The organism is Microbispora siamensis (assembly GCF_016863095.1).
Classification (GTDB): domain Bacteria; phylum Actinomycetota; class Actinomycetes; order Streptosporangiales; family Streptosporangiaceae; genus Microbispora; species Microbispora siamensis.
This window is the reverse complement of sequence record NZ_BOOF01000064.1, coordinates 1-25,885: the sequence shown is the minus strand read 5'-3', so window position 1 is coordinate 25,885 and position 25,885 is coordinate 1. Positions and strand designations below refer to the sequence as shown.

Annotated in this window: 24 protein-coding genes and 1 pseudogene; 7 read left to right on the top strand and 18 right to left on the bottom strand. The window is 69.8% G+C overall.

The genetic code is table 11. From position 1 onward, the window contains the following. The first annotated feature begins 62 nt into the window (after positions 1-62). Entirely contained in the window at positions 63-713 is a 651-nt protein-coding gene (locus Msi02_RS38825; RefSeq protein WP_204052746.1) for a TetR/AcrR family transcriptional regulator, read from the top strand. 24 nt (positions 714-737) lie between these two features. Here the strand turns inward: Msi02_RS38825 and dmpG are convergent, their stop codons facing one another. The 3 genes from dmpG to Msi02_RS38810 are packed head-to-tail and all read right to left on the bottom strand — an operon-like array spanning position 738 to position 3,528. Then, positions 738-1,763 carry a 4-hydroxy-2-oxovalerate aldolase gene (gene dmpG, locus Msi02_RS38820; protein WP_204052745.1) on the bottom strand — a complete coding sequence of 342 codons (1,026 nt, stop codon included), beginning with the start codon at positions 1,761-1,763 and terminating at the stop codon, positions 738-740. Then, positions 1,763-2,707, bottom strand: a complete 945-nt coding sequence (locus tag Msi02_RS38815; RefSeq protein WP_204052744.1) for an acetaldehyde dehydrogenase (acetylating) — start codon at positions 2,705-2,707, stop codon at positions 1,763-1,765. Before Msi02_RS38815 ends, dmpG begins: the two co-directional genes overlap by 1 nt. Then, positions 2,704-3,528, bottom strand: a complete 825-nt coding sequence (locus Msi02_RS38810; RefSeq protein ID WP_239109171.1) for a 2-keto-4-pentenoate hydratase — start codon at positions 3,526-3,528, stop codon at positions 2,704-2,706. The genes Msi02_RS38815 and Msi02_RS38810 overlap by 4 nt, the downstream gene beginning before the upstream one ends. 69 nt (positions 3,529-3,597) lie before the next feature. Between Msi02_RS38810 and Msi02_RS38805 the strand changes: the two genes are divergently transcribed. After that, a complete protein-coding gene (locus tag Msi02_RS38805; RefSeq protein WP_204052743.1) occupies positions 3,598-4,359 on the top strand; it encodes an IclR family transcriptional regulator in 762 nt (253 codons plus the stop codon). A gap of 9 nt (positions 4,360-4,368) precedes the next feature. On the opposite strand, the gene Msi02_RS44165 is transcribed toward Msi02_RS38805, so the two are convergent. The 6 genes from Msi02_RS44165 to Msi02_RS38780 all read right to left on the bottom strand — a co-directional run bounded on the left by Msi02_RS44165 (position 4,369) and on the right by Msi02_RS38780 (position 8,861). Next, complete coding sequence (locus tag Msi02_RS44165) at positions 4,369-4,503, bottom strand: hypothetical protein (RefSeq protein ID WP_256862901.1); 135 nt, start codon at positions 4,501-4,503, stop codon at positions 4,369-4,371. After that, complete coding sequence (locus Msi02_RS38800; protein ID WP_204052742.1) at positions 4,503-4,787, bottom strand: hypothetical protein; 285 nt, start codon at positions 4,785-4,787, stop codon at positions 4,503-4,505. The genes Msi02_RS44165 and Msi02_RS38800 overlap by 1 nt, the downstream gene beginning before the upstream one ends. A 63-nt stretch (positions 4,788-4,850) precedes the next feature. Next, on the bottom strand, positions 4,851-6,110 hold the full coding sequence (locus tag Msi02_RS38795; RefSeq protein ID WP_204052741.1) for an FAD-dependent oxidoreductase: 1,260 nt from the start codon (positions 6,108-6,110) through the stop codon (positions 4,851-4,853). 26 nt (positions 6,111-6,136) lie between these two features. Beyond that, positions 6,137-6,847, bottom strand: a complete 711-nt coding sequence (locus tag Msi02_RS38790; protein WP_239109169.1) for a maleylpyruvate isomerase family mycothiol-dependent enzyme — start codon at positions 6,845-6,847, stop codon at positions 6,137-6,139. Next, the gene (locus Msi02_RS38785; RefSeq protein WP_204052740.1) at positions 6,847-7,695 is read right to left on the bottom strand and encodes a fumarylacetoacetate hydrolase family protein; all 849 of its coding nucleotides are present in this window, start codon (positions 7,693-7,695) and stop codon (positions 6,847-6,849) included. Before Msi02_RS38785 ends, Msi02_RS38790 begins: the two co-directional genes overlap by 1 nt. Then, entirely contained in the window at positions 7,692-8,861 is a 1,170-nt protein-coding gene (locus Msi02_RS38780; protein WP_204052739.1) for a cupin domain-containing protein, read from the bottom strand. Before Msi02_RS38780 ends, Msi02_RS38785 begins: the two co-directional genes overlap by 4 nt. A gap of 66 nt (positions 8,862-8,927) precedes the next feature. Here Msi02_RS38780 and Msi02_RS38775 point away from each other — a divergent pair, with 66 nt between their 5' ends. After that, a complete protein-coding gene (locus tag Msi02_RS38775; protein ID WP_239109168.1) occupies positions 8,928-9,710 on the top strand; it encodes an IclR family transcriptional regulator in 783 nt (260 codons plus the stop codon). 95 nt (positions 9,711-9,805) lie between these two features. On the opposite strand, the gene Msi02_RS38770 is transcribed toward Msi02_RS38775, so the two are convergent. After that, positions 9,806-10,393: a TetR/AcrR family transcriptional regulator gene (locus Msi02_RS38770; protein WP_204052738.1), complete on the bottom strand. Its 588-nt coding sequence runs from the start codon at positions 10,391-10,393 to the stop codon at positions 9,806-9,808. Between the two features lie 114 nt (positions 10,394-10,507). On the opposite strand from Msi02_RS38770, the gene ureA reads away from it, so the two are divergent. The 4 genes from ureA to Msi02_RS38750 all read left to right on the top strand — a co-directional run bounded on the left by ureA (position 10,508) and on the right by Msi02_RS38750 (position 15,361). Further along, on the top strand, positions 10,508-11,185 hold the full coding sequence (ureA, locus tag Msi02_RS38765; RefSeq protein ID WP_204052737.1) for an urease subunit gamma: 678 nt from the start codon (positions 10,508-10,510) through the stop codon (positions 11,183-11,185). Beyond that, a complete protein-coding gene (locus tag Msi02_RS38760; RefSeq protein ID WP_204052736.1) occupies positions 11,185-12,828 on the top strand; it encodes an urease subunit alpha in 1,644 nt (547 codons plus the stop codon). Before ureA ends, Msi02_RS38760 begins: the two co-directional genes overlap by 1 nt. 244 nt (positions 12,829-13,072) lie before the next feature. Next, positions 13,073-14,245 carry a cytochrome P450 gene (locus Msi02_RS38755; RefSeq protein WP_239109166.1) on the top strand — a complete coding sequence of 391 codons (1,173 nt, stop codon included), beginning with the start codon at positions 13,073-13,075 and terminating at the stop codon, positions 14,243-14,245. 153 nt (positions 14,246-14,398) lie between these two features. Continuing rightward, complete coding sequence (locus Msi02_RS38750) at positions 14,399-15,361, top strand: quinone oxidoreductase family protein (protein ID WP_204052735.1); 963 nt, start codon at positions 14,399-14,401, stop codon at positions 15,359-15,361. A 26-nt stretch (positions 15,362-15,387) separates the two neighbouring features. Here the strand turns inward: Msi02_RS38750 and Msi02_RS38745 are convergent, their stop codons facing one another. From Msi02_RS38745 to Msi02_RS38715, 8 genes and pseudogenes are all read right to left on the bottom strand, one after another. Then, entirely contained in the window at positions 15,388-15,996 is a 609-nt protein-coding gene (locus Msi02_RS38745; protein WP_204052734.1) for a TetR/AcrR family transcriptional regulator, read from the bottom strand. A 259-nt stretch (positions 15,997-16,255) separates the two neighbouring features. Further along, entirely contained in the window at positions 16,256-18,034 is a 1,779-nt protein-coding gene (locus tag Msi02_RS38740; protein ID WP_204052733.1) for a carbohydrate binding domain-containing protein, read from the bottom strand. A gap of 335 nt (positions 18,035-18,369) precedes the next feature. Then, positions 18,370-19,938 (bottom strand): glycosyl hydrolase family 18 protein, encoded by a 1,569-nt coding sequence (locus Msi02_RS38735; RefSeq protein ID WP_204052732.1) that lies wholly within the window; start codon positions 19,936-19,938, stop codon positions 18,370-18,372. Between the two features lie 575 nt (positions 19,939-20,513). Continuing rightward, positions 20,514-22,586 (bottom strand): hypothetical protein, encoded by a 2,073-nt coding sequence (locus Msi02_RS38730; protein WP_204052731.1) that lies wholly within the window; start codon positions 22,584-22,586, stop codon positions 20,514-20,516. 397 nt (positions 22,587-22,983) lie between these two features. After that, on the bottom strand, positions 22,984-23,673 hold the full coding sequence (locus Msi02_RS38725; protein WP_204052730.1) for a GIY-YIG domain-containing protein: 690 nt from the start codon (positions 23,671-23,673) through the stop codon (positions 22,984-22,986). Beyond that, complete coding sequence (locus Msi02_RS38720; RefSeq protein WP_204052729.1) at positions 23,670-24,359, bottom strand: hypothetical protein; 690 nt, start codon at positions 24,357-24,359, stop codon at positions 23,670-23,672. Before Msi02_RS38720 ends, Msi02_RS38725 begins: the two co-directional genes overlap by 4 nt. Before the next feature lie 9 nt (positions 24,360-24,368). Further along, positions 24,369-24,602 (bottom strand): annotated as a pseudogene (locus Msi02_RS44855) (DUF7662 domain-containing protein); the annotation flags it as partial. Beyond that, positions 24,592-25,521 carry a hypothetical protein gene (locus Msi02_RS38715; RefSeq protein WP_204052728.1) on the bottom strand — a complete coding sequence of 310 codons (930 nt, stop codon included), beginning with the start codon at positions 25,519-25,521 and terminating at the stop codon, positions 24,592-24,594. The pseudogene Msi02_RS44855 and the gene Msi02_RS38715, both read right to left, overlap by 11 nt. Positions 25,522-25,885: the final 364 nt, after the last annotated feature.

The window sequence follows — 25,885 nt, the reverse complement described above, 5'->3', positions numbered from 1 at the left end:
CCACCACCCGCGGCCGGGCCGTGGGGATGAGCCGCCATGGCCGCATCTCTAGACTTCGGCGCGTGGAGAAACCCGCGCGGGAGGCGCACACCGGAAACCGCCGCGGCCGCAGGTCGCGGCAGGAGATTCTCGACGCGGCCGCCCGGGTGATGTCCGTGCGCGGCTACGCCGGTACGTCGATCTCGACGCTCGTGCAGGAGACGGGCCTGCCGAAGAGCGCCTTCTACCATCATTTCGACTCCAAGGCGGGGCTGCTCTCGGCTGTCATGGCCCAGGGGGCGCAGAACTTCTTCGACGCCATGCGCGAGGCCCACCGGAACCCGCCGGTGGGCGGCACCCCGCGTGAGCGTCTGGGGTGGTACCTGCAGAAGACGGGCGAGGTCTTCGTGCACCGGGAGGAGTTCCTCCGCCTGTTGCTGGTGCTGGTGATGAGCAACGAGGCCGCCGAGGCGCGGGAGGCGATGCGGACCGTGATCGCGGTCCGCGACGAGGGCCGCGACTACATGCGGCACATGATCCGCTCGTCGTTCGCGAGCGAGGGCGAGGACGCCGCGAACGCGGTCGCGGACGCCCTCGCCCACTTCGGCATGGCCGGGTTCGACGGCGCGTTCGTCTCGCTGCAGTCCGAGGACGGCAAGCCGATCTCGGAGTTCATGGAGCAGCTCGCCGACGCCATGGTGGCGATCGGCGAGGCGCTGATCGCCGACCGCTGAGGCGGACCCGGGGCGGCGCGACGGTCAGGCGGGCCGTTTCTCGCGCCCGGCGACGATCGTGAGCGCGATGTCGACGATCATGTCCTCCTGGCCGCCCACGAGCCGGCGGCGCCCGCACTCCATGAGGATGTCGCGGACGTCGACGCCGTACCGTGCGGCGGCGGTCTCCGCATGGCGGAGGAACGACGAGTAGACGCCGGCGTACCCCAGGGTGAGGGTCTCCCGGTCGACACGAACCGGGCGGTCCTGCAGCGGGCGGACGATGTCGTCGGCGGCGTCCTGGAGCTGGAACAGGTCGCATCGGTGCTCGAAGTCCGAGAGGTTCGCGACCGCGATGAACGCCTCCAGCGGGCAGTTGCCCGCGCCCGCGCCGTGACCGGCCAGCGACGCGTCGACCCGGTAGACGCCGTTCTCGACCGCGACGACGGAGTTGGCGACCGACAGCGAGAGGTTCTCATGGGCGTGGACGCCGATCTCGGTCCCGGCGTCAAGAACGTCGCGGTACGCGCGGACCCGCGCGGCCACGTCGTTCATCGTGAGCCTGCCGCCGGAGTCGGTGACGTAGACGCAGTGCGCGCCGTAGGACTCCATCAGCTTCGCCTGCCGGGCCAGCTCCTCCGGCGGGGCCATGTGGGAGAGCATCAGGAAACCGGACACGTCCATGCCGAGTTCGCGCGCCGCAGCGATGTGCTGGGCGGAGATGTCGGCCTCGGTGCAGTGCGTGGCGACCCGGACGGAGCGGACGCCGAGGTCGTACGCGTGCTTCAGCTCGTGGACGGTGCCGACGCCCGGCAGCAGCAGCGTGGTGAGGCGGGCGTTCACCAGCACCGATGCCGCGGCTTCGATCCACTCCCAGTCCGTGTGCGACCCGGGACCGTAGTTGAGCGACCCTCCGGCAAGGCCGTCACCGTGCGCGACCTCGATCGCGTCGACGCCGGCCCGGTCGAGCGCGATGACGATGCGCTTGACGTCCTCCAGGGTGATCCGGTGGCGTACGGCGTGCATCCCATCGCGCAGCGTGACATCCTGGACGAAGATCGGAGTAGCCATCAGTGACCCGCCTTCCCTGCCGCGATGCGCTCCGCGACCCGCAGGCCGGCGGAGGTCATGATGTCGAGGTTGCCGGCGTAGGCCGGGAGGTAGTGTGCGGCGCCCTCGACCTCGAGGAAGACCGACACCTGGTGGGTGGGCCGGGAGGCGCCGCCGGCGAGGAGCGTCCCGATCGGCTGGTCGGCGGGGATCTCGGTGATCTGCACCTGCTGTTTGAGCCGGTAGCCGGGGACGTAGGCGGCGACGTCGGCGACCATCTTCTCGATCGACCGCCGGATCTCCTCCTGTGCGGCCGGGTCCGGTGCTGCGACGAGGCAGAAAACCGTGTCCCGCATGATCATCGGTGGCTCGGCGGGGTTGAGTATGATGATCGCCTTGCCGCGGCGCGCCCCGCCGACCTGCTCGATGGCGGCCGCGGTGGTCTCGGTGAACTCATCGATGTTGGCGCGGGTGCCCGGACCGGCCGACTTCGACGCGATCGACGCGACGATCTCGGCGAACTCGACCGGCACCACACGGGCGACGGCGGCGACGATCGGGATCGTCGCCTGGCCGCCACAGGTGACCATGTTGACGTCGGGTGCGTCGAGGTGCTCGTCGAGGTTGACAGCGGGGATGACGTAGGGCCCGATCGCCGCCGGGGTCAGGTCGATCAGCCGCTTCCCGAGCGGGGTCAGCTTCGCGGCGTTCACCTCGTGCGCCTTCGCCGAGGTCGCGTCGAAGACGATCCCGATCTCGTCGAAGTCCGGCAGCGCGATCAGCCCGTCGACGCCCTCGTGCGTCGTCCGGACGCCGAACCGGGCGGCGCGGGCCAGGCCGTCCGACTCGGGGTCGATGCCGACCATGGCGCCCATCTCGAGGTGGTGCGCGCCGCGCAGCACCTTGATCATCAGGTCGGTGCCGATGTTGCCCGATCCGATGATCGCGACCTTCGTCTTGCTCATGGTGCTGCTCCTTCGACGAAGCGGACCGTCACCGTGCCGAGGCCGGACAGGGTGGCGGCGACGGTGTCACCGGCGGCGACCGGCCGCATCTGGCCGAGCGCGCCGGAGAGGACGACCTGCCCCGCGCGCAGCGGCTCGCCGAGGTCGCGGGCCATGCGGGCCAGCCACACGACGGCCTCGATCGGGTCGCCCAGGCAGGCCGCGCCGGTCCCGGTGGATACCTCCTCACCGTTGATGCTCATCGACATCGCGACGTCCACCGGCTCGAACTCGTCGAGGGAGCGGCGCTCGGTCCCGAGCACGTAGGCACCCGAGGAGGCGTTGTCGGCGACCGTGTCGCCGAAGGCGATGTCCCATCCGGCGATCCGGCTGCCGCAGATCTCGAGCGCGGCGACGCCGTACTCGATCGCCTCCCGGACCTGCGGGGCGTCGAGCGGGCCGTCGGCCACGTCGGAACGGAGCACGAACGCGATCTCCGCCTCGACCCGTGGCTGGAGGACCCGCCCGACCGGGATCGCGTCCCCGTCGGCGTACGCCATGTCGTCGAAGAGGACGCCGAGGTCGGGCTGGTCGACGCCGAGCTGCCGTTGCACGGCCTCCGAGGTCAGGCCGATTTTGCGGCCGGTGATCCGGGCGCCGGCGGCGAGGCGGCGCCCGGTGAGCGCCGCCTGGACGGCGTACGCGGCGGCCAGGTCGTCCCGGCCGATCAGGTCCCGCACGGGGGCGCAGGGCACGCCGGACGCGGACGCCCCGGCGAGCCGCTCGACCGCGGCGGCGATGTCGGACTGGCTCGTGGCGGCGAGCCCGGTGGTTTCGGTCACTCTCCCACTGTGCGGGCGGCCTCCGGCGCCGAACCAGCACTTCGTCTCGTTCAGCGATACGCTGCGGAGGTGAAGGAAACGGCCGACCTCGACACCGTGCTGGGCAAGGCGGTGACGATCCTTCGTGCCTTCCGGTCCGAGGACCGGGTCGTCAGCCTCGCCGAGCTGGTGCGGCGTACCGGCCTCCACAAGGCGACTGTGCACCGGCTGTCCGGCGACCTGGTCGCCAACCGCCTGCTCGACCGCGCCGACGGCGGCTACCGGCTCAGCGGCGGCCTCTTCGAGCTCGGGATGCTCGCCTCGCTGGAGCGCAGCCTGCTCGAGGTCGCGATGCCGTTCCTTCAGGACCTTTACGAACGCACCCACGAGACCGTCCACCTCGGAGTGCGGGAGGGTCACGACGTCGTCTACGTCGCCAAGATCGGGGGCCACCGCCAAGCCAAGGCGCCCTCGCGCACGGGCGGTCGCATGCCGCTGCACTGCACCGCGATCGGCAAGGCTCTGCTCGCGTACGCCGACGCCGACCTGCGGCGCGAGGTGCTGACCGGGCCGCTCGAGCGGCGCACGCCGCACACCGTCGTCGCGCCGGGCATCCTCCGGCGCCAGTTGCAGCACGTCACCGAGACCGGCGTCGCGTTCGAGCAGGAGGAGTCGGCCGTCGGGCTCGTGTGTGTCGCCGCGCCGGTGCTGGGGGGCGGCGACGAGCCGCTCGCCGCGATCAGCGTGGCCGGCCCCAGGCACAGGTTCCGGCCCGAGGGACACGTGACGGCGGTGCGCGCGACGGCGGCCGCGCTCGGCAGCACATTGAGTCGGCGCGACCTCCTCCGCTGAACCGGCTTCTCAGCGGGCGCGAGTGATCGCGTCGGCGATGGCCACGAGCGCGGCGATGAGCGGCTTGATCTGCTTCGGGGAGCTGGTTCCTCCGGCGAAGCCGCTCAAGGCCTCGCTCTCCATGGCCCGGTACGCGATGAACATCAGCACCCCGACGTTCGGCTGCTCAATCGTTGAGTTCCTCGGACCAGATTTCCGGTTCGGCAATCCAGCCCGCTGTCAGGATGAGGCGGGTTCGACGGTCCGACGAATGCCTTGGTCGGCTGCCTGTTCTCCACCGCGGTGCGCTTGGTGAACGGCAGCACGAGCCGGGACGGGTGGGCGACGTCGCGGTAGATCTTGTGGGTGACGGGGCGACCGACCGGCAGGTGGAACGCGTCCGCCGGCAGCAGCGCGTTGTGCGCGTCGGGCGGCGGTTCGTTGGACATCGGGCGCCACCGAGCTCCGCCCCCGCCGGTCAGGCCGGAGACACCGACAGGGTCCAACGGGTTTCAGTCGACACGAACGGAGTCCAGCGGGATCGGTGAGAACATCGGCGGCTCCTCCTCCGGCGTCAGCGCCGTGGGGCCGTAGATCCAATCGGTGAAGGAGTAGTCGTAGGTGTCGCGGGCCCGCAGGAGCGTGTTGCGCCGGAGGCGGGCGGCGCCGTCCAGGTGCCACAGCTCGCCCCAGGCGCGGGCCGTGGTCAGGACGCGCCGACAGTGCTCGGGGCGGACGGCTTCGTAGGCTGCCAGGGCGCCCTGCCAGTCGATCGCGCCGTCCTCGGCGCGGCGAGCGGCGACGTGCCTGGCCAGCACCCAGCCGTCCTCGACGGCCATGATCGCGCCCTGGGCCATGTACTGCAGCGGCGGGTGGGCGGCGTCGCCGAGCAGCGCGATGTTGCCGTCGACCCAGGTCGTGATCGGGTCGCGGTCGAACATCCGCCACCAGCGGTCGCGCCACATCAGCGGGATGCCGGCCCGAACCTCCGGGCAGGTGGCGGCGAAGGCGGCGTCCAGTTCGTCGGGCGTGCCCCAGTCCGCCTCGCCCGCGAGGGCCTTGGGGGACTCGAAGACCGCGACCTGGTTGAGCATCTCGCCGCCGCGCAGCCCGTATTGGACGAAGTGGCAGCGCGGGCCGACGTGGACCGAGACCTCGCTGAGGTCGACGTCCCGGCCGGCCCGCTCGATGGGCACCGCGGCGCGGTAGGCGACGTAGGAGGAGCTGACCGGCTCGTCCTCGACCAGAAGCCGGCGCGCGACCGAGTGCAGGCCGTCGGCGGCGATGACGATCGCGGCCTCGTCGGTGCGGCCGTCCGCCAGCAGCACCCGGGCGCCGGACGCCGTGTTCTCGTAGCCGCCGACGCGGGCGTCGGTCACCAGGTCGACTCCCGCGCCCCGGCAGGCGCCAAGGAAGATGCCGTGCAGGTCGCTGCGGTGGATGACCATGTACGGGAAGCCGTACCTGCGTTCCAGGTCGACCAGGTCCAGGCGGGTCAGTTCACGGCCGTCCACGGCGTCGCGCATCACCATGCTCTTCGGCAGCACGCCGAGGCTCTTGGCCTCCTCCAGCAGGCCGTAGTCATGCAGGATCCTGGTGCAGTTGGGTGCGATCTGGAGGCCGGCGCCGACCTCGCCGAACTCGCGGGCCTGCTCCAGCACGCGTACCCGCAGGCCCTCGCGGGCCAGGGCGAAGGCCGCGCTCAGGCCGCCGATGCCGCCTCCGACGATCAGGACGTCGACGGGGTTCGCGGAGGTGGTGGATGTCGTCACGCTGCTCTCCTCGAAAGCCGGGACGCTCACAGCCACGCCGGCAGGGCCGGCGCGAGGGAACCGTCGGGGGTGGTCAGGGCGTGCGGGCGTCCGGCGAGGTACGCCGCGACGTCGGCGAGCGGGCCGTCGACGGTGGCGGGCTCGCCCTCGCCGGGCAGCTCCCAGCGGTCGCCGGTGTCGGTGGCGGCCAGGACGACAGCGGGACCTGCGGCGCCGCCGCGCTTGGCGGCGATGTCGTCGGCGAGGGCGGTCAGGAATCCGGCGGGCAGGTCGGTGAAGGCGACGCCGGAGGCCAGGTCGACGGCGTGGACGCAGACCTCGCGGGAGCGCAGCCACGGGATCTCGGTCGCGGGGACGGTACGGCCCTGGGCGGTGACGACCTCGGCGTTCCACCGGTCGTCGTCCAGCCCGGCGATGCCGGCGGCGAGCCGTTCGGCGGACGAGGTCAGCCAGGCGGCCAGCTCGGCGGCCGGCTTGCGGGAGCCCGCCTCGATGTCGGCGTCGCGCTGTTGCGGCGAGGAGTACATCGGGGTCGGCTCGCCGGTGGCGGCCCAGCGCACCAGATTGCTCAGTGCGTCGGCGTTCGCCGCCACGTGGGCCACCAGGTGCTTGCGGGTCCAGCCGGGGAGCCCGGAAGGGGCGAGGTACTGCTCCTCCCCCCATCCGGCGGCGGCGCCGAGGAGCAGCGTGGTGCCCATCTCGCACCAGCTCAGGACGTCGTCGAAGGTGCGGCGCATCAGGCCGCCCCGTCCTTGGCCACGGTGTTCTCAAGCCGGCCGATGCCCCGGATCTCGGCCACGACGCGCTCGCCGCCGGTCAGGTAGCGCTTGGGGGTGCGGGCGTGGCCGACGCCGCCGGGGGTGCCGGTGGCGATGATGTCGCCGGGGTTGAGACGCACGATGGTCGAGACGTACTCGACCAGTGCGACCGGGTCGAAGAGCAGGTCGCCGGTGTTGTCGTGTTGCATCACCTCGCCGTCGACGCTGAGGCTGACCTCGACCTCGGGGCGTACGCCGCCGGGCAGTTCGTCGGGGGTGACGAGGTAGGGGCCGACGGGGGTGGAGGAGTCCCAGATCTTGCCCTGCAACCACTCACGGGTGCGGAACTGCCAGTCGCGGCAGGTGACGTCGTTGAGTACGGTGAAGCCCGCGATCGCGGCCTCGGCCTCCGCGCCCCGGGCGCGGCGGACCGGCGCACCGATCACCACGGCGAGCTCGACCTCCCAGTCGAACTCCTCGGTCTCCTCGGGGCGGGCGATGTCGTCGCGGGCGCCGACGAGGCAGTCGGCGAACTTCGCGAACAGGGTGGGGTACCGCGGCAGGTCGCGGCCCATCTCCTGGATGTGGTTCTTGTAGTTGAGCCCCACGCAGACGACCTTCGAGGGGCGCGGGACCACCGGCGCGAAGTCCGCACCGTCGGCCGGGTACGTCGTGGCGGTGCCGGCGTCGGCGGCGGCGGCCTTGGCGGCCCAGTCGCCTGAGGCGAGGAGCTCACCGAGGTCGGCGGCGCCGAGGTCGACCAGCCGATCGCCGTCGAGCCGTACGGCCCGGGTCGAGCCATCGACGCGGAGGGTGGCGAGCTTCATCGGGTGGTCCCTTCGATACGGGTGTCGTACTGGGTGCGGTCGAGCCGGAGAGCCTCAAAGACCGGGGCGTCGCCGAACCGGAACAGATCCAGCGCGCCGGAGTCGGAGTCGGTGGAGCCGGCCTCGGAGCGTGCCGAGAAGGGCTGCCAGGACGGGACGGCGAACAGGTCGCCGCGGGTGACCGTCCAGGTCCTGTCGCCGACGGTCACGGTGCCGGAGCCGTCGAAGACCTGGTAGACCGACGAGCCGGTCTCCCGGACCGGGGTGGTCTCGGCGCCGCGGGCGATGCGGTGCATCTCGGCGCGGAGTGTGGGCAGCACGTCGGCGCCGGTGGCGGGGTTGGTGTAGCGGACGGCGGCGTGGCCGGGCTCGACCGTCCCGCCGAAGCCCTCGGCCTCCAGGGCGAGCTGGTCGGCCAGGGCGCGGTCGGTGAACTCCCACTTGTAGGACAGCAGCGGGGTGCCCGGGGTGAGCTCGCCGACCGACAGCGGACGCAGGCCGGGGTGGCCCCACAGCCGCTCGGAGCGCGACCGCTCGGGGGTGATCCGCTCGGCGTCGCCGATCGCGTCGCGGCCGAACTCGAAGAACTGCGTCTCGGTGAGGTACTGGAAGGGGATGTCCAGGCCGTCGAGCCAGGCCATCGGCTCGGCGGTCGCGTTGTGGTGGGCGTGCCAGTTCCAGCCGGCCTGCGGGAGGAAGTCACCGCGGCGCATCGGGACCGCGTCGCCGCCGACGACAGTCCACACGCCCTCGCCCTCGACGACGAAGCGGAAGGCGTGCTGGGTGTGGCGATGCTCGGGAGCGTCCTCCCCCGGCATCAGGTACTGGATCGCGGCCCACAGCGTGGGCGTCGCGAAGGGCCGTCCGCCCAGCGCGGGGTTGGCCAGCGCGATCGCCCGCCGCTCTCCCCCGCGGCCGACCGGGACCAGCTCGCCGGCCTGCGCGGCGAGCCGCCGCAGGTTCTCCCAGCGCCACAGGTGCGGCACCGCGCGCGAACGGGGATGCGCCGGCATCAGGTCACCGATCTCCGTCCACAGCGGCACGAGCAGTTCCTGCTCGAAACCGCGGTAGAGGTCTTCGAGCGCGGGAGTGACGTCGGGCTGGTCCGGCGCGTCGATCGCGCGGAGTCGCACCGGGGAGTTCGGCGTGGTCACAGGGGTGCTCATACGGCTAATGTTGCTGCGGTAGCCCCCTGGAGAAGACGTAATTCTGCTGTGCAGAATCGAGGGCCCGTGGGCAAGCCGCTGAAGAATCCGCCGACCTACCTGATCAACAGCGTGGACCACGCGCTGCGGATCGCCGCGATGCTGCAACTGGAGGGCGAGCTGACCGTCTCGGAGGTCGCCGAGCGGCTGGGCGTGGCCCGCTCCACCGCGCACCGGCTGCTCGCGATGCTGGTCTACCGGGACTTCGCGGTGCAGGACGAGCGGCGCCTCTACCGGGCCGGCCCGATCCTGGAGCTCGCGGCCCACTCCCCCTCGGCCGCATCTCGCCTGCGGGCGGCGGCCCTGCCGCACCTGCACCGGCTGGTCGGCGTGCTCGACGAGTCCGCCAACCTGACGGTGCGCACCGGGGACACCGTCCGGTTCATCGCCAGCGTCGAGTGTTCCCAGACCCTGCGGGTGGGCTCCCGCGAGGGCATGGTGTTCCCGGCCCACCACACCACGGCGGGGCTGCTGCTGCTGGCGGAGCTGACCGACGAGGAACTCGAGGCGGTCTACCCGGCCGAGCGGTACGCCGACCGGCCTGCTGAGCGGCTTACCGCGCGGCCCGACCTGGACCGGCTGCGGACCGAGCTGGCCCGGGTGCGGCGCAAGGGTTTCGCGCTCAACCAGGGCCGCTCGGAGCGCGGCGTGGTGGCGGTCGGTGTGCCGGTCAGGGCCCCGGACGGGACCGCCCTCGCCGGCCTGTCGGTGTCGATGCCGAGCGGACGCTACGACAAGCACCGGCTGCCGTCACTGGTCGACACCCTTTCCCGTGTCGCCGGCGCCATCGAGGCCGATCTCGCCCGCTGAACTGCCGGCTGCCGCGGCGAGCACGATCAGGCTCCCGTACGCGTCACGCCGCCGCAGCCCCGCGATCTCGGCTCCGGACCGGATCCGGCGCGGCGTCAGGCGAGCTCGCGGCGCATGGACGCGAGCACGGTCTCCTTCGCCCAGAGCGCGTCGTGGCCCGGTATGCCGAGCAGGACGTCGCCGCTGAGGCCGTCCATGAGGCGGCAGTGCCTGACGGCGAAGTCCTCGGCCGCCTCCGCGCCGAGGTCCGACAGCCTGCGCACGATGGCGGCCAGCTCGGCCGCCCACGAGCGGAAGAAGCCGTCGAGCCGGAGCAGGGTCTCCTCGTCATCGGGCGGCCGGGCGATGACCTGCGCCCACAACCGCCAGCGCACGTCCTGTCGCCCTCGCGGCAGGTAGAGCTCGACCAGGCGGTCCAGTGCCGCGCGGGCGTCCAGGCGGGCCAGCTCGGCTCCGCGGCGCTCGTCGAGGTCGGCCTCGCTCATGAGCAGGGTGGAGATGAGGATGCGGTCGCGGCTGCCGAAGTAGTAGAGCACGTGGCTCGTGCTCATCCCGGCCCGGTCGGCGATGTCCTTGACGCGCAACTGCGTGAAGCCGACCTCCTCGATCGCCAGCAGGGCGGCCTTGAGCACGTGTGCCCGCATGTCGGGGCGCTCAAGGGTGATCTTCGACTCCCGCACCATGCGCATCACGGTAGCGCCTTCCCGTCCTGATTCGCGGTCGAACATAGACCTGTGCTCAAACTTTGAGTACGGTTCAAACCTTGTCGCCGCTCCCTGACGCGATCCGGAGGAAGAGTGAGACTTACGCCCACTGAGCGGGATCGGTTGCTGCTGTTCACGGCGGCCGAGCTGGCCCGTTCCCGGCGGGCCAGGGGCCTGCGGCTCAACGTGCCCGAGGCGACGGCGCTGATCGCGGACACCGTCTGCGAGGCGGCCCGCGGAGGCGCCCGGCTCGCCGAGGCGATCGAGGCGGGCCGCGGCGTGTTGGGCCCGGACGACGTGCTGCCCGGCGTGCCGGACGTCGTGACCGAGATCCAGGTCGAGGCGGTGTTCGACGACGGCTCCCGGCTGGCGGTGGTCACCGACCCGTTCGGCGGCGGCTCGCTGGGCCCCGACGCCCCGGGCGCGCTCTTCGCGGCCGACCATCCGGAGGAGGCGTCCGAGACCGTCAGGATCGAGGTGGTCAACACCGCGTCCGTGCCGATCAGCGTGACCTCGCACTTCCACTTCTTCGAGGTCAACCCGCGGCTGCGCTTCGACCGCGCCCTCGCCTACGGCCGCCGCCTGGCCGTGCCCGCGGGCTCGACGGTCCGGTTCGAGCCCGGCGTCGCCCGTACGGTGCCGCTCGTCGCGATCGGCGGCGCGCGGGTGGCCGTCGGCTTCGCCGGACTGGTGGACGGGCCGCTGGACGCGCCGGGCGCGTTCGAGGCGGCGATGGAGCGGGCCCGCGCGTGCGGATATCTGGGGGCGTGATGAGTACGTACGGCTACCGCGAGGGCGACCGGCTGCGGCTCGGCGACTCGGGCCTGGTGGTGGAGGTCGAGCACGACTCGCAGAAGCGGGGCGAGGAGTTCCTGGCCGGGTTCGGCAAGACCGCGAGGGACGGGCTGCACCTGAAGGCCGCCTCCGTACGGGAGACCTGCGACCTGGTGATCAGCAACGTGCTGATCCTGGACCCGGTCCTCGGGGTGCGCAGCGCCTCGATCGGCGTCCGCGAGGGGCGGATCCACGCGATCGGCCGCGCCGGCAACCCCGACACGCTGGACGGCGTCGACGTGGTGGTGGGCACCGGGACCACGATCGTGCCCGGCGAGGGCCTCATCGCGACCGCCGGGGCGATCGACACGCACGTGCACCTGCTGTCGCCCCGGATCATGGAGGCGTCGCTGGCCTCCGGCGTGACGACGATCATCGGGCAGGAGTTCGGCCCAGTGTGGGGGGTCGGGGTGAACTCGCCGTGGGCGCTGCGGCACGCGTTCAACGCCTTCGACGCCTGGCCGGTCAACATCGGCTTCCTGGCCCGCGGCTCCTCCTCCCACCCCGCGCCCCTGGTCGAGGCGCTGGTCGAGGGCGGCGCCTCGGGCTTCAAGGTGCACGAGGACATGGGAGCCCACACCCGCGCCCTGGACACCGCCCTGACCGTCGCCGAGGAGTACGACGTGCAGGTGGCCCTGCACACCGACGGGCTCAACGAGTGCCTGTCGGTGGAGGACACCCTGGCCGTGCTCTCGGGAAGGACGATCCACGCGTTCCACATCGAAGGCTGCGGCGGCGGGCACGTGCCGAACGTGCTCAAGCTGGCCGGGGTGCCCAACGTGATCGGCTCGTCCACCAACCCGACGCTGCCGTTCGGCCGGGACGCCATCGCCGAGCACCACGGGATGATCGTCTCGGTGCACGGTCTCAAGCCCGAACTTCCCGGCGACGCCGCGCTGGCCCGCGACCGGATCAGGGCGGGGACCATGGGCGCCGAGGACGTCCTGCACGACCTGGGCGTCATCGGCATCACCTCGTCCGACGCGCAGGGCATGGGCCGGGCCGGCGAGACCGTCAGGCGCACCTTCGCCATGGCCGGGAAGATGAAGGCAGAGCGGGGCGCCCCCGGACGGCACGACAACGAGCGCGTCCTGCGCTACCTGGCCAAGCTCACCGTCAACCCCGCCATCGCGCACGGCCTGTCGCACGAGGTCGGCACGCTGGAGGTGGGCAAGCTCGCCGACATCGTCCTGTGGCAACCGGCCTATTTCGGCGCCAAGCCGCAACTCGTGCTGAAGGCGGGCTTCCCCGCCTACGGCGTGACCGGCGACCCGAACGCCTCCACCGACACCTGCGAGCCGCTCGTGCTCGGTCCGCAGTTCGGCGCGCACGGCGCTACCGCCGCCGACCTGTCGGTCGCCTTCGTGGCGCAGGCCGCCGCGTCCGGCGACCGCCTGCCCACCCGCAGGCGCCGGGTCGGCGTGCGCGGCACCCGCGGCATCGGTCCCGCCTCCATGGTCCGCAACACCCGCCTCGGCCACGTGGACGTCGATCGGCACGGCCGCGTCTCGCTCGACGGCGAGCCCGTCGAGTCCGGACCGTCCGACTCCGTCTCGCTGAACCGCCTCTACTTCCTCTGAGGAGCGATCCCCTCGTTCATGCCGCCGGAGTGGCACCCGCACAGCCGCACCTGGGTGTCGTGCTGCGGATTGGTCGGGTGCCGCGAGTCGACCTGATTCGCCTGTTGACGGAGGGTGCGCCATTTCGTACGTTCCGCGTAGGCCGTCCCCCGGGCGCCCCGAAGCGGAAGGGGTTGCAGTGACCAGCGAGCCGGATTCGAACGGGACTGCGCCCAACATCGGGCCGCATATCGGGCCGGATGTAGTGCCGGGGCCACTTGCCACGCCACCACCGGAGTTCGCCCGCAGGCGCGAGTCGGGACCGCTGGAGCCGGCGACCATGCCCAGCGGCGACCGCGTCCCGATGGCCGTCCGGTACGAGGACGTCCGCGCCCTGCTGGCCTCGCCCACGTCCAGCCGCAATCTACGCCTTCCCGGGTTGCCGCGGTTCGTGAGCGGCGTCGGCATCGACGACGACCCGGACGCGCTGGTCAATCAGGATCCGCCGGAGCACACGCGCTACCGCCGGATCATGCAGGGCACCTTCACCCCGCGCCAGATCGAACCGTGGCGTCCCCGCATCGCGAGGATCGCCCAGGAACTCCTCGACGGCCTGGGCGACCGCTTCGACCTGGTCCAGGGATACGCGCTGCGGCTACCGGCCCATGTCATCTGCGAGATGCTCGGCGTGCCGATGGACCACTACGAGCAGTTCGTCCGGTGGACGGATATGTTCCTCACCACCTCCACGGCCACCGAGCAGGCGCGTTACGAGGGCCATGCCGACTTCATGGCCTATGCCGCCGAGCTGGTCGCCCAGCATCGCCTCTCCCCCGGCGAGGACCTCATCGACCTGCTCATCCAGGCCAGGGATTCCGGCGACCGGCTGTCGGAGGGCGAACTCGTCAACACAGTCTTCTCTTTGATCACCGCCGGTTACGAGACGACAGCCTCGATGATCGCCCGTGGCGTATTCCGGTTGCTCCTCCACCGGAGCCAGTGGGACGAGTTGGTCGCGGACCCGGCCCTGACGGCTACCGCGGTCGAGGAGATCCTTCGCTACGACGGGCCGCCGGCCAGCGCCTTCATGCGCCGTATCACGGAGGACACCGACCTGCCCAGTGGCTCGCTGAGGGCGGGGACGGTCGTCATGCCGAACCTGAACGCGGCCAACCACGACCCGCAGGCGTTCCCCGAGCCCGGCCGGTTCGACATCCACCGTTTCACCGGCCATCCCCCCAACCCGCATGTCGCGTTCGGTTACGGTCCGCACCGCTGCCTGGCCGCCAGTCTCGCCAGGGTCGAGCTCACCGAGGCGATCAGAGCCCTGGTCACCCGGCGGCCCGCCCTCCGCCTGACCACCTCGCCCGAGTCGGTGACGTGGAGCGACGGCCTGGTCCTGCGGCCGGTCGCCATGCACGTCACCTCGGCTGGATGACGCTGACGGGCCTCCACCCGCGGTGCCGGACGCCGGAGTAGCCGCCGCCACTTTTTGGACTTGCTGGTCCATTTTTCGCTCGTTAGCTTGTGACCGCCCGGCCCCCCGAGGCCGGACGGTGTCACGCATGGCGACGAGAGACTGGAGTTTCCCATGCATGCGATTCGTATCAGCGAGTACGGCGGTGCCGAGGTCATGCACTGGACCGAATTGCCCGATCCCACGCCTCGGCAGGGAGAGGTGCTCGTCCGGCTCGGCGTGGCCGGGGTGAACTACATGGATGTCGGCGTACGGACGGGGCCGGCTCCCGGCTGGACCCTTCCCGCGATCCTGGGAATCGAGGGCATGGGGTACGTCACCGCCCTCGGCGACGGCGTACGGGATTTCACCATCGGTGACAGGGTTGCCTGGTATTACCACCGGGGCAGCTACGCGCAGCAGATCGCCATCCCGGCGGAGTCGCTGGTGCGTGTTCCCGAAGACGTGGACGACGAGACGGCGGCGTCGGTGATGATGCAGGGACTCACCGCCAACCACCTCACCACCGAGACCTACCCGATCAAGCCGGGCGACACGGCGGTGGTGCACGCCGCCGCCGGAGGAGTGGGGCTCATGGTGACCCAGATGGTCAAGGCGAGGGGCGGCGTCGTCATCGGCCTGGTCTCGCAGGAGGAGAAGACGCCGGTCGCGAAGGAGGCCGGAGCCGACCACGTCATCGTCTCCAGCGGCGGCGGCTTCGAGGATCGAGTGCGGGAACTGACCGGCGGCGAGGGCGCGCACGTGGTGTACGACGGCGGGGGAACGCCGACGTTCCGGTCGTCGCAGTCGGCCCTGCGCCGACACGGTGTGCACGCCTACTACGGCCCCCTCATGGGCGTCCCCTCGCTCACCCCGACGGAACTGCCCAACAGCATCCTGTTGTCCCATCCGCTCGTCCGCGATCACGTGCCGACCCGGGAGGCGCTTCTCACGCGTACGGCGGAGGTGTTCGACTTCGTCAGGAAGGGGCTGATCAGGCCGATCGTCGGCGGGCGCTACGCTCTCGCGGACGCGGCGCGGGCGCACGCGGACCTCGAATCCCGCCGCACCGTGGGGAAACTGCTGCTCCTGCCCTGAACGGATGACCCGGCCGTACGCGAGGGTCAGTCGGCCACGGGGATCGCCGCCCGCAACCGCGTGATCCACCAGTCGAGCGCGGCGCGCAGATGGGTGGACTCCCCGGTGGACAGCATGATCGCCACGCCTCCCTGGATGGCGGTGAGCAGCGCGGCGGCGCTCTCGTCGGCGTCGACGGACATGGGGAGCAGGCCATTTCGCTGCAACGCCCTGACTCCGCCGGCCAGACTCTGCTGCCAGCGTCTCATGAACTCGGCGACGATCGCCCGTGCGCCTGGCGTGGTGCGTCCCACCTGCAGGAACAGCGAATACAGCGGGCACTGGTCGCCCTGCGACTCGTAGCGCTCCACGAGGGTGTCCCGCCAGCGGTACCAGGCGTCCCAGGAATCGAGCCGGCGCAGCTGCGGCAGCTGCTCGTTCAGTGCCTGGTCCGCCTCGTACTGCGCGACCGCGAGCAGCAAGGCGTCCTTGCCTTCCGGGAAGTAGTGGAAGAGCTGGCTCTTGCTCGTGCCGGTTCGCGATCGGATGTCGTCCAGGGTGACGTCGGCGACCCCCTTCTCCCGGAGGACCTCGGCGGCACCCTCGACGATCCGCGCCCGGGTCGCCCGCCCCTTCGGCGTCAGCACATGTTGCATGGCCTCGCTCCTCGCCCCGCTGGACGTGGCGGCCACTTTATTACACCCCTGCCGAGTGGCGATCTGCGTACCCCCGGGCGTGCGGCTGTGCGGTCGAGCGTGGCGCAGACGGAGTTCCACCGGATCGCGCCTCGCAACGCTCACGATCGGGAGGCCGGGCGGAGGTGATCGAGGTCACCGCCCGGCCGCCGCACTCTGTTTCGAAAGGAGTACGGTTCGAACGGAGTACGGCGGCCGCCGCGAGATCGACGCCTGCCGATCAGGCGATGGAGAAGTCGTCGGCGTAGACGTTGCCCTGGCCGTACCAGCCGTTGACGTAGACGGTCACGGCGCCGGACGAGCCGGTGGTGAAGGACAGGGACAGTTCCTTCCAGCCGCCCGACGAGGCCCAGGTGGAGCCGGTCGCGCCGCCGGACACGCCGAGGAAGGCGAAGTTGCCCTGCACCCAGGCCTTCAGCGTGTACCGGTGGTTGGGCTCGAGCGTCAGCGACTGGGTGCACTGGCCGTTCTGGCTCTGCGTCGGGGTGACCTGCAGGGCGTGCGACCCGGAGTGCGCCGGAGTGCCGACGACCGTGCTGCCCGGCTGGCAGACCCACGGGCTGAGGCCGCCGGACTCGAAGCCGGGGTTGACGACCGTACCGCCGCCGGACGACCCGTTGATCTTCAGGTTGAAGGTCGTGGTGTGGCTTCCGGACGGTGAGGTGCCGGTGACGGTGATCGGGTACGTGCCCGGCTGGACGGCCGAGGTGGTCGCCAGGGTCAGCGTCGAGCTAGCGCCGGCCGTGACGGAGGCGGGGTTGAGCGTCGCGGTCACCCCGGAGGGCGCCCCGGCGGTGGTGAGATTGACGGTCTGCGCGTCGCCGTTGGTCACCGCGGTGCTCACGGTGGCCGTCGCCGTCCCGCCGGGGTCGACAGAGCCGGACGAGGGCGACACGGAGATCGAGAAGTCGTTGTCCGGGGGCTGCTGGCCGCCCCCGGAGAACGGGGCGAACGTCTGGCTGAAGAACCAGGTGCTCTGTTCGATGCCCGAGCAGCTGTCCGAACCGCCGGTGCCGGGGCAGCCGCCGTTGTCGCGCTGGAGCGCCCAGAACGAGATCATCGCGAGGCCCTTGCCGGTGGCCCAGTTCAGCACGGGCGCGGCGTCCGCGGTGCGGAACGTCTCGGCCGGGCCGTAGTCGTCGATGCCGATCATCTCGGTGACGCCGATCATGTTCCAGACCTGGTCGGACGTCTTGTCCGGGTAGAGGGCGGCGAGCTGGTCGTGGAGCCCGGTCGCCGCGGTCTGGGTGTCGGTCGCCATGTTGTGACTGGCGCCGTCGTAGTAGTCGAACGTCATGATGTTGACGACGTCGATCCTGGCGTTGTTGGTCTTGGCGTTCCGCAGCACGGCCAGGCCGCTGTCGGCGAGGCCGTGGGTGGTCGTCGGCAGCGTGTACGAGAACTGGACGGTCTTGCCGTTGGCGGCGGCCCAGTCCTCGGTCAGCTTGATCGCCTTGTTGCGGCGGTCGATCCCGGCGCTGTTGTTCAGCGAGTTGTCCTCGATGTCGAGGTCGATCCGGGTAACCCCGTACGTGTTGATCACGCTCTGGAAGACGGCCGCGATCGAGTTGACGTTGGTGCAGCTGTCGGCGATCTCGGTGCCGGTGTTGGTCGCCGTGTAACCGCCGAAGGACGGGATGACGTCACCGCCGGCGTTCCGGATCTTCGTGATCGACGCGCCGAACGTCGAGGAGGCGATCGGCATGCCGGTGTCGCCGTTCCAGTAGGCCGTGCACGAGCCCTTCGTCGCGGCCTGGAGGAACGCCATGGACAGATACTTCGCCCCGGACTGCTGGGAGAGCGTCGCGGGGTCCTCGCCGGTCCACGCCTCGAAGTACGGCGCGAACACGTGCGCGGGCAGGGCTGCCGCCGCCTGTGCGGCGGTCGCCCGTGTGGTCGCCGCCTGCGCGGTGGCGGTCTGGGTCGCGGTGAGGCCGAGCGTCGCGGTGGCGGTGGCGATCAGAGCCACGGCGGCGCGCAGCAACGTGCGTGGTCGCATGAAATCTCCTGCACCAGGAGTGATCGGCGCCTTGACGCCGATCGTGGGGGGTGATGGTGCACCGGCGAGACCGTCGGTGGATTTGCTACAGCAGCGAACTGCTGGACGAGCACACGGATCCGCGCATCCCATGGTCGGGACCGGCGAGCCTATTTGTCAAGGTTCTTAACAATTAACCGCTCCACCAGGGAAGACGCCGCGCGCACCGGAAGGAGCAGGCGCGGGCGTGTACCGGGCGGGACATCGGCGGCGTCCCAATGGGGCGAAGGCCGCTCCCGACAGCAGGGAGCGGCCTTCGCGCTCGTTCGGCGGCGTCAGCCTGATCCAGGTCCGGTCTAACGGCCCTGGAGCGACCTGGCGTTGTCGCCGAAGGTCCAGCCCTTCGACCCGTCCCAGTTGATGGACCAGGTCATCAGACCCTTGAGCTGGCCGTTGAAGCTGTTCCAGCTCTGGCTCACCAGGGACGGCGCCATGTAGCCGCCTCCGGCGCCGGGCTGGGCGGGCAGGCCGGGGACCTGCTTGTCGTACGGGACCCTGATCGTGGTGCCCTGGATGACCAGGCCCTTGTCCAGGCAGGTGGTCTGGGCGACGAATCCCTGGACCGTCCCGGCGGAGTAGGAGTCACCCGAGCAGCCGTACATGCTTCCGTTGTAGTACTGCATGTTCAGCCACCACAGGCGGCCGTTGTCCACGTACTTCTTGATGATCGGCAGGTAGGCGCCCCAGATCGAGCCGTAGGTGACGCTGCCTCCGGTGACGTACGCCGTCTCGGGGGCCATGGTCAGGCCGAAGTTGGACGGCATCTGGGAGAGCACGCCGTCGATGATGCGGATGAGGTTGGACTGGGAGGCGGACAGCTGGTTGATGTTCCCGCTGCCGCTGAGGCCGGTCTCGATGTCGATGTCGATGCCGTCGAAGTTGTACTTCTTCAGGATCGGCACGATGGTCTCGACGAAGCGGTCGGCGACGGTGCTGGAGCTGAGGTCGATGCCGGCGGTCGCTCCGCCGATGGACATCAGGATCGTCGCGCCGTCGGCCTTGGCCTGGCACATCTCGGCCGGCGTGGAGACCTTGACCGTGCTGTCCATGCCGTCTTCCCACAGGACCGTGCCGTCCGAGCGGATGACCGGGAACGCCGCGTTGATCACGTTGTAGCCGTGCTGGCGGATGCGGGCGTCGTTGATCGGCGTCCAGCCGAACGGCGGGTGCACGCCGTTGGACGAGCCGTCCCAGTTCTCCCAGTATCCCTGGACGACCTTGCCGGCCGGCCGCCCCTTCACCGGGCACGTCGTGTCACCGGGCGACGGCGACGCCGACGGCGAGGGCGAGGGCGAAGACGACGGAGACGGAGAGGGAGAGGGAGAAGACGACGGAGAGGGTGACGCGGACGGCGACGGCGACGGCGACGGCGACGGTCCGCCGGGACCGTCGAAGCTGATGTCGTCGGCGTAGTAGGTGCCCTGGCCGTACCAGCCGTGCAGGTAGACCACCGCGCTCGTCTGGCCGGCACCGGTGGTGAAGGACACGCGCAGTTGTGTGTAGGCGGACGGCGACGAGGTCCAGGTGGACGATCCGCCGTTCACGCCGAAGTACACGTAGCTTCCGCGGACCCATGCGCTCAGCGTGTAGGCGGTGTTCGGCTTCACGGACACGGTCTGGGTGCACTGTGCGTTGTCCGAGCCGCTGGCCGCGCCGGCCAGCGCTTTGCCGCCGGTGTGGACCGGGGAGCCGACCACCGATCCCAGGCCGCCGGTGCAGGACCATGGGGAAAGGCTGCCGGTCTCGAAGTCGGAGTTCACGAGCAGATTGGCCGCGTTGGCCGATGTCTGCGTGAGGACGGCGCCCGCGGCCGCCAGCAGCAGCGATGCTGCCAGCGTCAGCAGGCGGGGTGTGCGCTTTCGCATGAAGGTCTCCTGAACCAGGAGTGATCGGAGCCAAGGCGCCGATCGCGGGGGGTGATGGCGCGCCGGCGACCTCACCGGTGGGTCGGTTCACCAGCGAGCCACTGGACAGTACGGATCCGTGGTCCCATGGTCGGGACCCACGCTCTCACTGTCAAGGTTGTTAACAGATAACTCGCTCACCAGCGAGGATGCCCGTAAGACCAGGGGATCGAGCGAGATCGAAGGGCTTGGTCGCCCCTCGCGCCAGAGGTCCGCCGGCCCAACCCTGGTCGTCTCCATCGCGGGTCAGGAGAAGGCTTCGATTGTCACCGAAATGAGTGCCTCGTAGCGCATCGCCGTCGTCAGGCCCCCGAAGCAGCGACCGGATGATGCCGCCGCAGGTGCCGGACGCAGCGCTGCCGCCGATACCTCCCAGCGAGCGCGCCCGGTCGCCATCGATCAGAACCTATATCCGCAGCAGCGGCGAGAGCGGGCGGCTCTGATACTTCTCCCGCCCCATGCAGGGCCACTCATATTTGCCCGCCAGCGGCTCCCACAGGCGGGCATCCTTTGGGCTCGGAGATCGCAGGATTCAGTTATTGCCGGGAAATGGCTCTGGTAATGCCGGTGGCAATGGTCGTGACGAGCACCCAGCCCGCCAGGACGAGCCCGTAGGCGACCCACTGACCGTCGCCGATCGGTTGGAACGACTTCTCCTGTCCGAAGTCGATCAGGGGAAACAGCAAGTCCAGGGCGTAGACGACGGCGTTGAATGCGGGTCCTTTGCCGGCCTCGGCGCGCGGTGGTGCATCCATGGCGAATACGACTGTTCCGAGGGCGAGTAATGCCAGGAACCACAAGGCGGCACGGACCGGGCGATAGCCGTACCCGACCGTGACGTCCTGCAACAAGCCCCAAGCACGAGCGTATAGCGGCAGCGTCGCACGCCGCTGCCGCTCTTTGGCTAGCAGGATGGTGCGGGCTCTCGCATCCTCTCCTAATCTCCGGTGTGTCGCGGCGAGTTGCTCATACGGTTGCGGCGCATACCCGTCCTCGTCCAATTTCAGCCAATCCAGACGCCGGGCAGGGGGGAGCACAGGATCTACGGCATCGTAGACGAGGCCGTCCTGCCGATGCGGTCCCCAGGTTTGAGGGTCGTCACGAAGTACGCCGATACGTGCGTGCCGCAGGTCGATCACGCCTTCGGGCGTCCGGCGAGGGCGAAGGTAGAGCTCTCGGACCTCCAACTGCCAGGCAGCAAGCGCCTTGCCGTCGGGGGCGCATAGCGTGGCGTCGTCGAAATCGAGATGTCGACCGATGCTTGCACCTATCAGGGTGAGCTCCCCTTCGCTCGTGAAGCCGTGGCCGCATTGCAGGCCGCGGCCGATATTCGCCCCCGCCGCGTCGAGTGCTTGGCCGGAGGGGTTGCTTAGCTGCGCGCCGGTGAAGTCGGCGAAAGTGCCGATATGCGCGTCTGCGAGCCGAACGGCGCCTTCCGCTCGAAAGCCATCGGAACATGACAGACCGCCGCCGATGGTCATCCCGTCGCCGTCGAGCGCGACAAGCCGCGACGAGTCCAGACCTGTGGTGGACGGTCTTGTGCCATCGATGTGGGCCCCGTTCAGGTGCAGCGATCCCGCGATACGCGCTTGAGTGAGGTCGACCCTGCCCCTTGCATCGAGGTTATGTGCATCCAGTGTGCCCTCGACCTGCAGGTCCTCCGCCTGGAGCGCGTCACCGTCCACCTGTGTCAGGCGCGCATCCTCCAGGTTGAGTTCCCGGTCGATGCGCGAGTCGGCTAGACGTACCGTGCCGGCTGCGGAGAACCCTCCGCCCAAATACAGCCCGCCCTCTGCGGTGATACGGGAGCCGCGGAAGGCCATTTCTCCGGGGTTATCGATCCTTGTTCCGCCGAAGCTGAACAGACCCGCAATACGAGCATTGCGAACGCTGACCATACCGCTGACCACCATGCGCTTGCACAAGACACTCCCGTCGGCCACCAGCCCGTCCAAGGTCAGCGCCTTGCCCTTTGCGCTCAAACGAGCATCGCTCATGACCACGGTGCCGCTCGCTTTGACGTTGGAGAATCTCACGTGTCCTGTTGAGCTGAACCCGATCGCTGAGATGCCGCGGCCCGCCTGGAGCCGGTCACAGTCGATCGCCAAACCGGTCACCGAAGCCCGTGCGTAACTGAGAGTGAGGCTTCCCGCAAGTTGGGTCCCCCGCAGTTCCACGAGGCCAGTGAACACGCAGCCTTCGAGCCGCAGATGCCCATCGATCTGAGCATTGGAACCCGAGAGCCCTGGCAGGTGGGAGCCATTGAAACCCAGTTGAGAACAACGCGTCCAGTACAGGCTCGGGTCGCGTTCGAAGTAACATGATAAGAATCGCGCTGAGTGGCGGAGGGTGGCGTAGGCAAGGTTCACACGTTCGGTGATCCGAGCGCCCTTGATTCGTATAGCCGGGATACGGTGCGATCGAGGCGTCTCTTCCCGCATCAGAAGTGTGGCGATCACCCTGGCACGGACGGTCCGTTCCGGCCCCCAGGTGGCGCCCCCCGCGGGATCGACATTCTCTGGCTCACCGACCGTGAAGTCCACCTCCTCTCCCAGCGGAAACGCGTCCCACACCCGACGTTCAGCCTCCGACAGATCTTCAACCCGCAAGGTGCCCCCTCTCGCAGTCACAGCCCTCCCTGAGCCGACAGCCTGCCGTGAATCACGGATACGCCTCGGTCACTTCGGCTGAGAGGCGACGGATACCCGTGTCCTACGCGCCCGGCGTAGTCACCGAGCATGCGACAGTCAAAGACTTTCCCATGAAGTTCGGTATCAAGCGGCAGAACCGCCAGAAGCGAGCCTTGATGTCTAAGACTCTGTCGGGTCTTACTGATGAAAGGGCGGGCGAGGCGGGCAACTGGGGGCATTTCGTTATGGCTCTGTCGGCCCAGAGCTGCCCGGGCTACGCCTTTTGGCGATACCAACTAGTAGGGTGCCGTCACCTATCTCGGTCTGACCATCCCACGCCTAACTTGCTTCCTGACCCGCCCGGCAGCGCCGGTCTCTATCCCTCGACCAGGTCGCCGAGCAGATCGAGGAAGGCGCGATCGTAGCGGCCGTCGACATGCTGGACGTTCCAGAGGCCGGAGGTACGCACCGCCAGACTCTCGGCATGACGGCCGAGCCAGCGCGGGGACGGCGGGTCGACGCCTCCCCGGATAAGGGACAACAGTGCGATGGCATTCGACTCGATCGCCCGGCGCTGCTCGCGCTCGGGAGCGGGCAGGCATAGGAGGCGCATCGCGCCGATGTGGTCACTCACCGCGCGTTCGAGCTCGTGCTGGGCCAGGCGGACCTCGGCGCCTGCCCGTGGGAGCCGCCACCCGGCTCTGACTACGGCCGGCCACTCGCCGCTGTTGAGCAGAGCCGTACCTACGTGGAGACGGAAGATCGACCCTCGGTGATTACCGCCTCCGGGGTTGGTGCCACCGACGTTCCCGCGGTGCTGGCGTAACCGAGTCCACAGCTGGGTCCGGGACCGCTCCGTCAGCGCGTGCGTCCCGACCCGCACGACTCGCGGGCGGTTCCCCTCCGTGCGGGTCTCGCCGTCTTCGAAGAAGAAGTACACGCCGTGGGCCGGCCACGAATCCGCCGCTGAGCATTCCCTCAGCCGGGGAAGTCTTGTGCGTGCTGCGAGTGTTTCCAGAAGCCCGTAGAAGCGGTCGGTGTCCGCCCGCCGCTGTACGTCGGTCATGAGAGCCGCTCCAGCACCGCGCCAGGGGGAAAGCTGCGCCGGTCCCTGTCCCAGAATGCGGCGAAGGCCTGACCCAACCCATGGGGCACCTTCATCATCGCGCCGCCGCTATGGCCGACCATCGTCACGTGGAACACGGGTGAAACACCGCGTTCGCGCCATGGAGCGCACCGTACGACAGCGGCGTAATGGCCCCGGGCAGGCGTGAACGCGACCACGGCATCCACGTCCAGGCGTGACGCCTCCTCCACCAGGAGGGACTCCAGCAACCCCGGCGGCCAGTCCCTCCGGTTCAGGACCTTCTCGTAATACCCGATGGCCTCCTTAGCTCTGACCACCCCGTATCCGCCGCTGAGGATGAGGACGTGGACACCAGACAAGACGGCCTGCTGGAGTGACGACCCCGCGGCGCGGTAGAAGAAGCCCTCATATCTCCGCCAGGCGGGCAGGAGCAGCACCTCGTCGACCTGCGCCGTCAGCCGGAGGCGGGCGCGGGCCGCGAGCAAAGCCTCAGGCCAGGAACACGACGTAGCCCCGGAAGACGGCTCCCCGCCCCGCGACTTGCCGGCCGAGCAGGGAATGACGACGAGCACCCTCCGCGGGTCGATGTCCGTCAGCTCGTCCACCCCACACGGCACGGTGGCCGGTTGCGGCGTTGCAGAGACCGCGATCGCCGGGGCAGCCACTCGGCGGAACCTCACGTATCGCCCGATCTCCACCCGATCAAGCTCGTATCCCGCCGCCCGCCACGCCCGGGTGTTGGGCCGGTCTCCGTACCACCACTGCGGATGATGATCGACCGCCGAGCGCGGAAGACCCCGGACGAGACCATTGAGCTCGTCCCATGTGACGATCACGATGTCCTCCCGCCGCCCGCGCAGCCACCTGGTCAAGCCGCTGCAGTCCGCGCGGCCGCGTTCACCCGGCACGAGAGCCCTCCCGCCACTCGTTGTGGCACCGGCTGCAACGGAAGACCCGCCAGTCCACGTAGTGCCAGTCGGCGTCGGGATTGTCCCGTGCCTCCTCCTCGTCCTCGAACGCCCAGCCCCGGTAGCCGTTCTCCTCCACATCCCCAGAGCCACAGCGCGGACACGGGTGTCTCGGCGTTCGTGACCAGCGGTAGTGGCAGCCCCCGCATAACAAGGCGATACGTCCGTCCGGGAGCCTGCTTCCCGTCACGTCCTCGCCACCGCAAACGGGACAGTCCCGATCCCCGCGGGTGCCGTGAGGAATTTCGGACCTCGGGATGAGCCGTACCCGGCCGTCCTCAACGACCGAGCCGAAACAGCGCCGCACACCAGGAGCCACCGCTAGAAAACGCCGAGGCCGCAGCCGTACCAGTGCCGATGCCTTGCGCTGGTCCGCCGTGCGCGGCTGGAGCACCTCATCCTCCCTCGCAGCCGTCACTCGGCTGAGCATGACGTCTAGCCCAGCCTCATCCCTCTTGGTCTCCACCAGGATGGCGGGGCGGTCTCCTTCATCGAGAACGCCGAGGTCGAACGCGTCGTACTCGAAGACCACCTGCCGGGCGGGCCATCGGTGATGCACCACCAACTCGGCGAACGTGGCTATCTGGATCAGATACTCCCGGTTGAGCATCGGCCTCGGGCCGGTGGAAAAAAGGTTGTACGGCCCTTTCGCCGCGTGCGCCCCCGCGAGGCGGAACACCCCGGCCCGCTCGACCATGACAAGACCGGATCGCAGAGCGAGCACAAGCCCTTCCGCCTCCTCCCGGTGAAGAGGCGGATCGATCCGTAGATCGGCGACGGGAAGATCGCGTCGGGCGGCGAACTCCTCCGCCCAGTGTCGAAGCCGGCCCTCAATGGGAGGCATGGGGGGTTCTGCCATCTCATTCTCCGTCCGGCGGCCGTCATGAACGGCCAGATGAGTAAGTGATCACCACACTAGGGCGTTCCCGTTCTTCGGCGGGGAATTCAAGCAGCTTGCCGGTGACCCGGATGAGAAAGGCGAACTGCGCCCACCGCAAGTTGAGTAACGCCTGGCGACACGGCCGCGGGGGTGCGGCAACCGTCCGCGTCGTGATCGCCGAGGCGAACTCCCTCGCTCGGACAGCAGGAGGATCTGGGCTCTTTACATGACTGCGGCGGGCTCGGCCTTGCGCCGAGCCCGCCGCTCCGGCTCCATTCGGTCCTGGTCACGCTCGCTGACAGGGCTCACATGTCAGGAACGCCAGAGCCGGACCCGCGTCAGG

What these genes read in the sequence shown, in the direction of transcription:
- dmpG (WP_204052745.1), bottom strand. Translation starts at nt 1,763, where the DNA reads ATGGCTACTCCGATCTTCGTCCAGGATGTCACGCTGCGCGATGGGATG.
- Msi02_RS38815 (WP_204052744.1), bottom strand. Translation starts at nt 2,707, where the DNA reads ATGAGCAAGACGAAGGTCGCGATCATCGGATCGGGCAACATCGGCACC.
- Msi02_RS44165 (WP_256862901.1), bottom strand. Translation starts at nt 4,503, where the DNA reads ATGTTCATCGCGTACCGGGCCATGGAGAGCGAGGCCTTGAGCGGCTTC.
- Msi02_RS38800 (WP_204052742.1), bottom strand. Translation starts at nt 4,787, where the DNA reads ATGTCCAACGAACCGCCGCCCGACGCGCACAACGCGCTGCTGCCGGCG.
- Msi02_RS38790 (WP_239109169.1), bottom strand. Translation starts at nt 6,847, where the DNA reads ATGCGCCGCACCTTCGACGACGTCCTGAGCTGGTGCGAGATGGGCACC.
- Msi02_RS38785 (WP_204052740.1), bottom strand. Translation starts at nt 7,695, where the DNA reads ATGAAGCTCGCCACCCTCCGCGTCGATGGCTCGACCCGGGCCGTACGG.
- Msi02_RS38780 (WP_204052739.1), bottom strand. Translation starts at nt 8,861, where the DNA reads ATGAGCACCCCTGTGACCACGCCGAACTCCCCGGTGCGACTCCGCGCG.
- Msi02_RS38770 (WP_204052738.1), bottom strand. Translation starts at nt 10,393, where the DNA reads ATGGTGCGGGAGTCGAAGATCACCCTTGAGCGCCCCGACATGCGGGCA.
- Msi02_RS38760 (WP_204052736.1), top strand. Translation starts at nt 11,185, where the DNA reads ATGAGTACGTACGGCTACCGCGAGGGCGACCGGCTGCGGCTCGGCGAC.
- Msi02_RS38750 (WP_204052735.1), top strand. Translation starts at nt 14,399, where the DNA reads ATGCATGCGATTCGTATCAGCGAGTACGGCGGTGCCGAGGTCATGCAC.
- Msi02_RS38745 (WP_204052734.1), bottom strand. Translation starts at nt 15,996, where the DNA reads ATGCAACATGTGCTGACGCCGAAGGGGCGGGCGACCCGGGCGCGGATC.
- Msi02_RS38740 (WP_204052733.1), bottom strand. Translation starts at nt 18,034, where the DNA reads ATGCGACCACGCACGTTGCTGCGCGCCGCCGTGGCTCTGATCGCCACC.
- Msi02_RS38735 (WP_204052732.1), bottom strand. Translation starts at nt 19,938, where the DNA reads ATGCGAAAGCGCACACCCCGCCTGCTGACGCTGGCAGCATCGCTGCTG.
- Msi02_RS38725 (WP_204052730.1), bottom strand. Translation starts at nt 23,673, where the DNA reads ATGACCGACGTACAGCGGCGGGCGGACACCGACCGCTTCTACGGGCTT.
- Msi02_RS38715 (WP_204052728.1), bottom strand. Translation starts at nt 25,521, where the DNA reads ATGGCAGAACCCCCCATGCCTCCCATTGAGGGCCGGCTTCGACACTGG.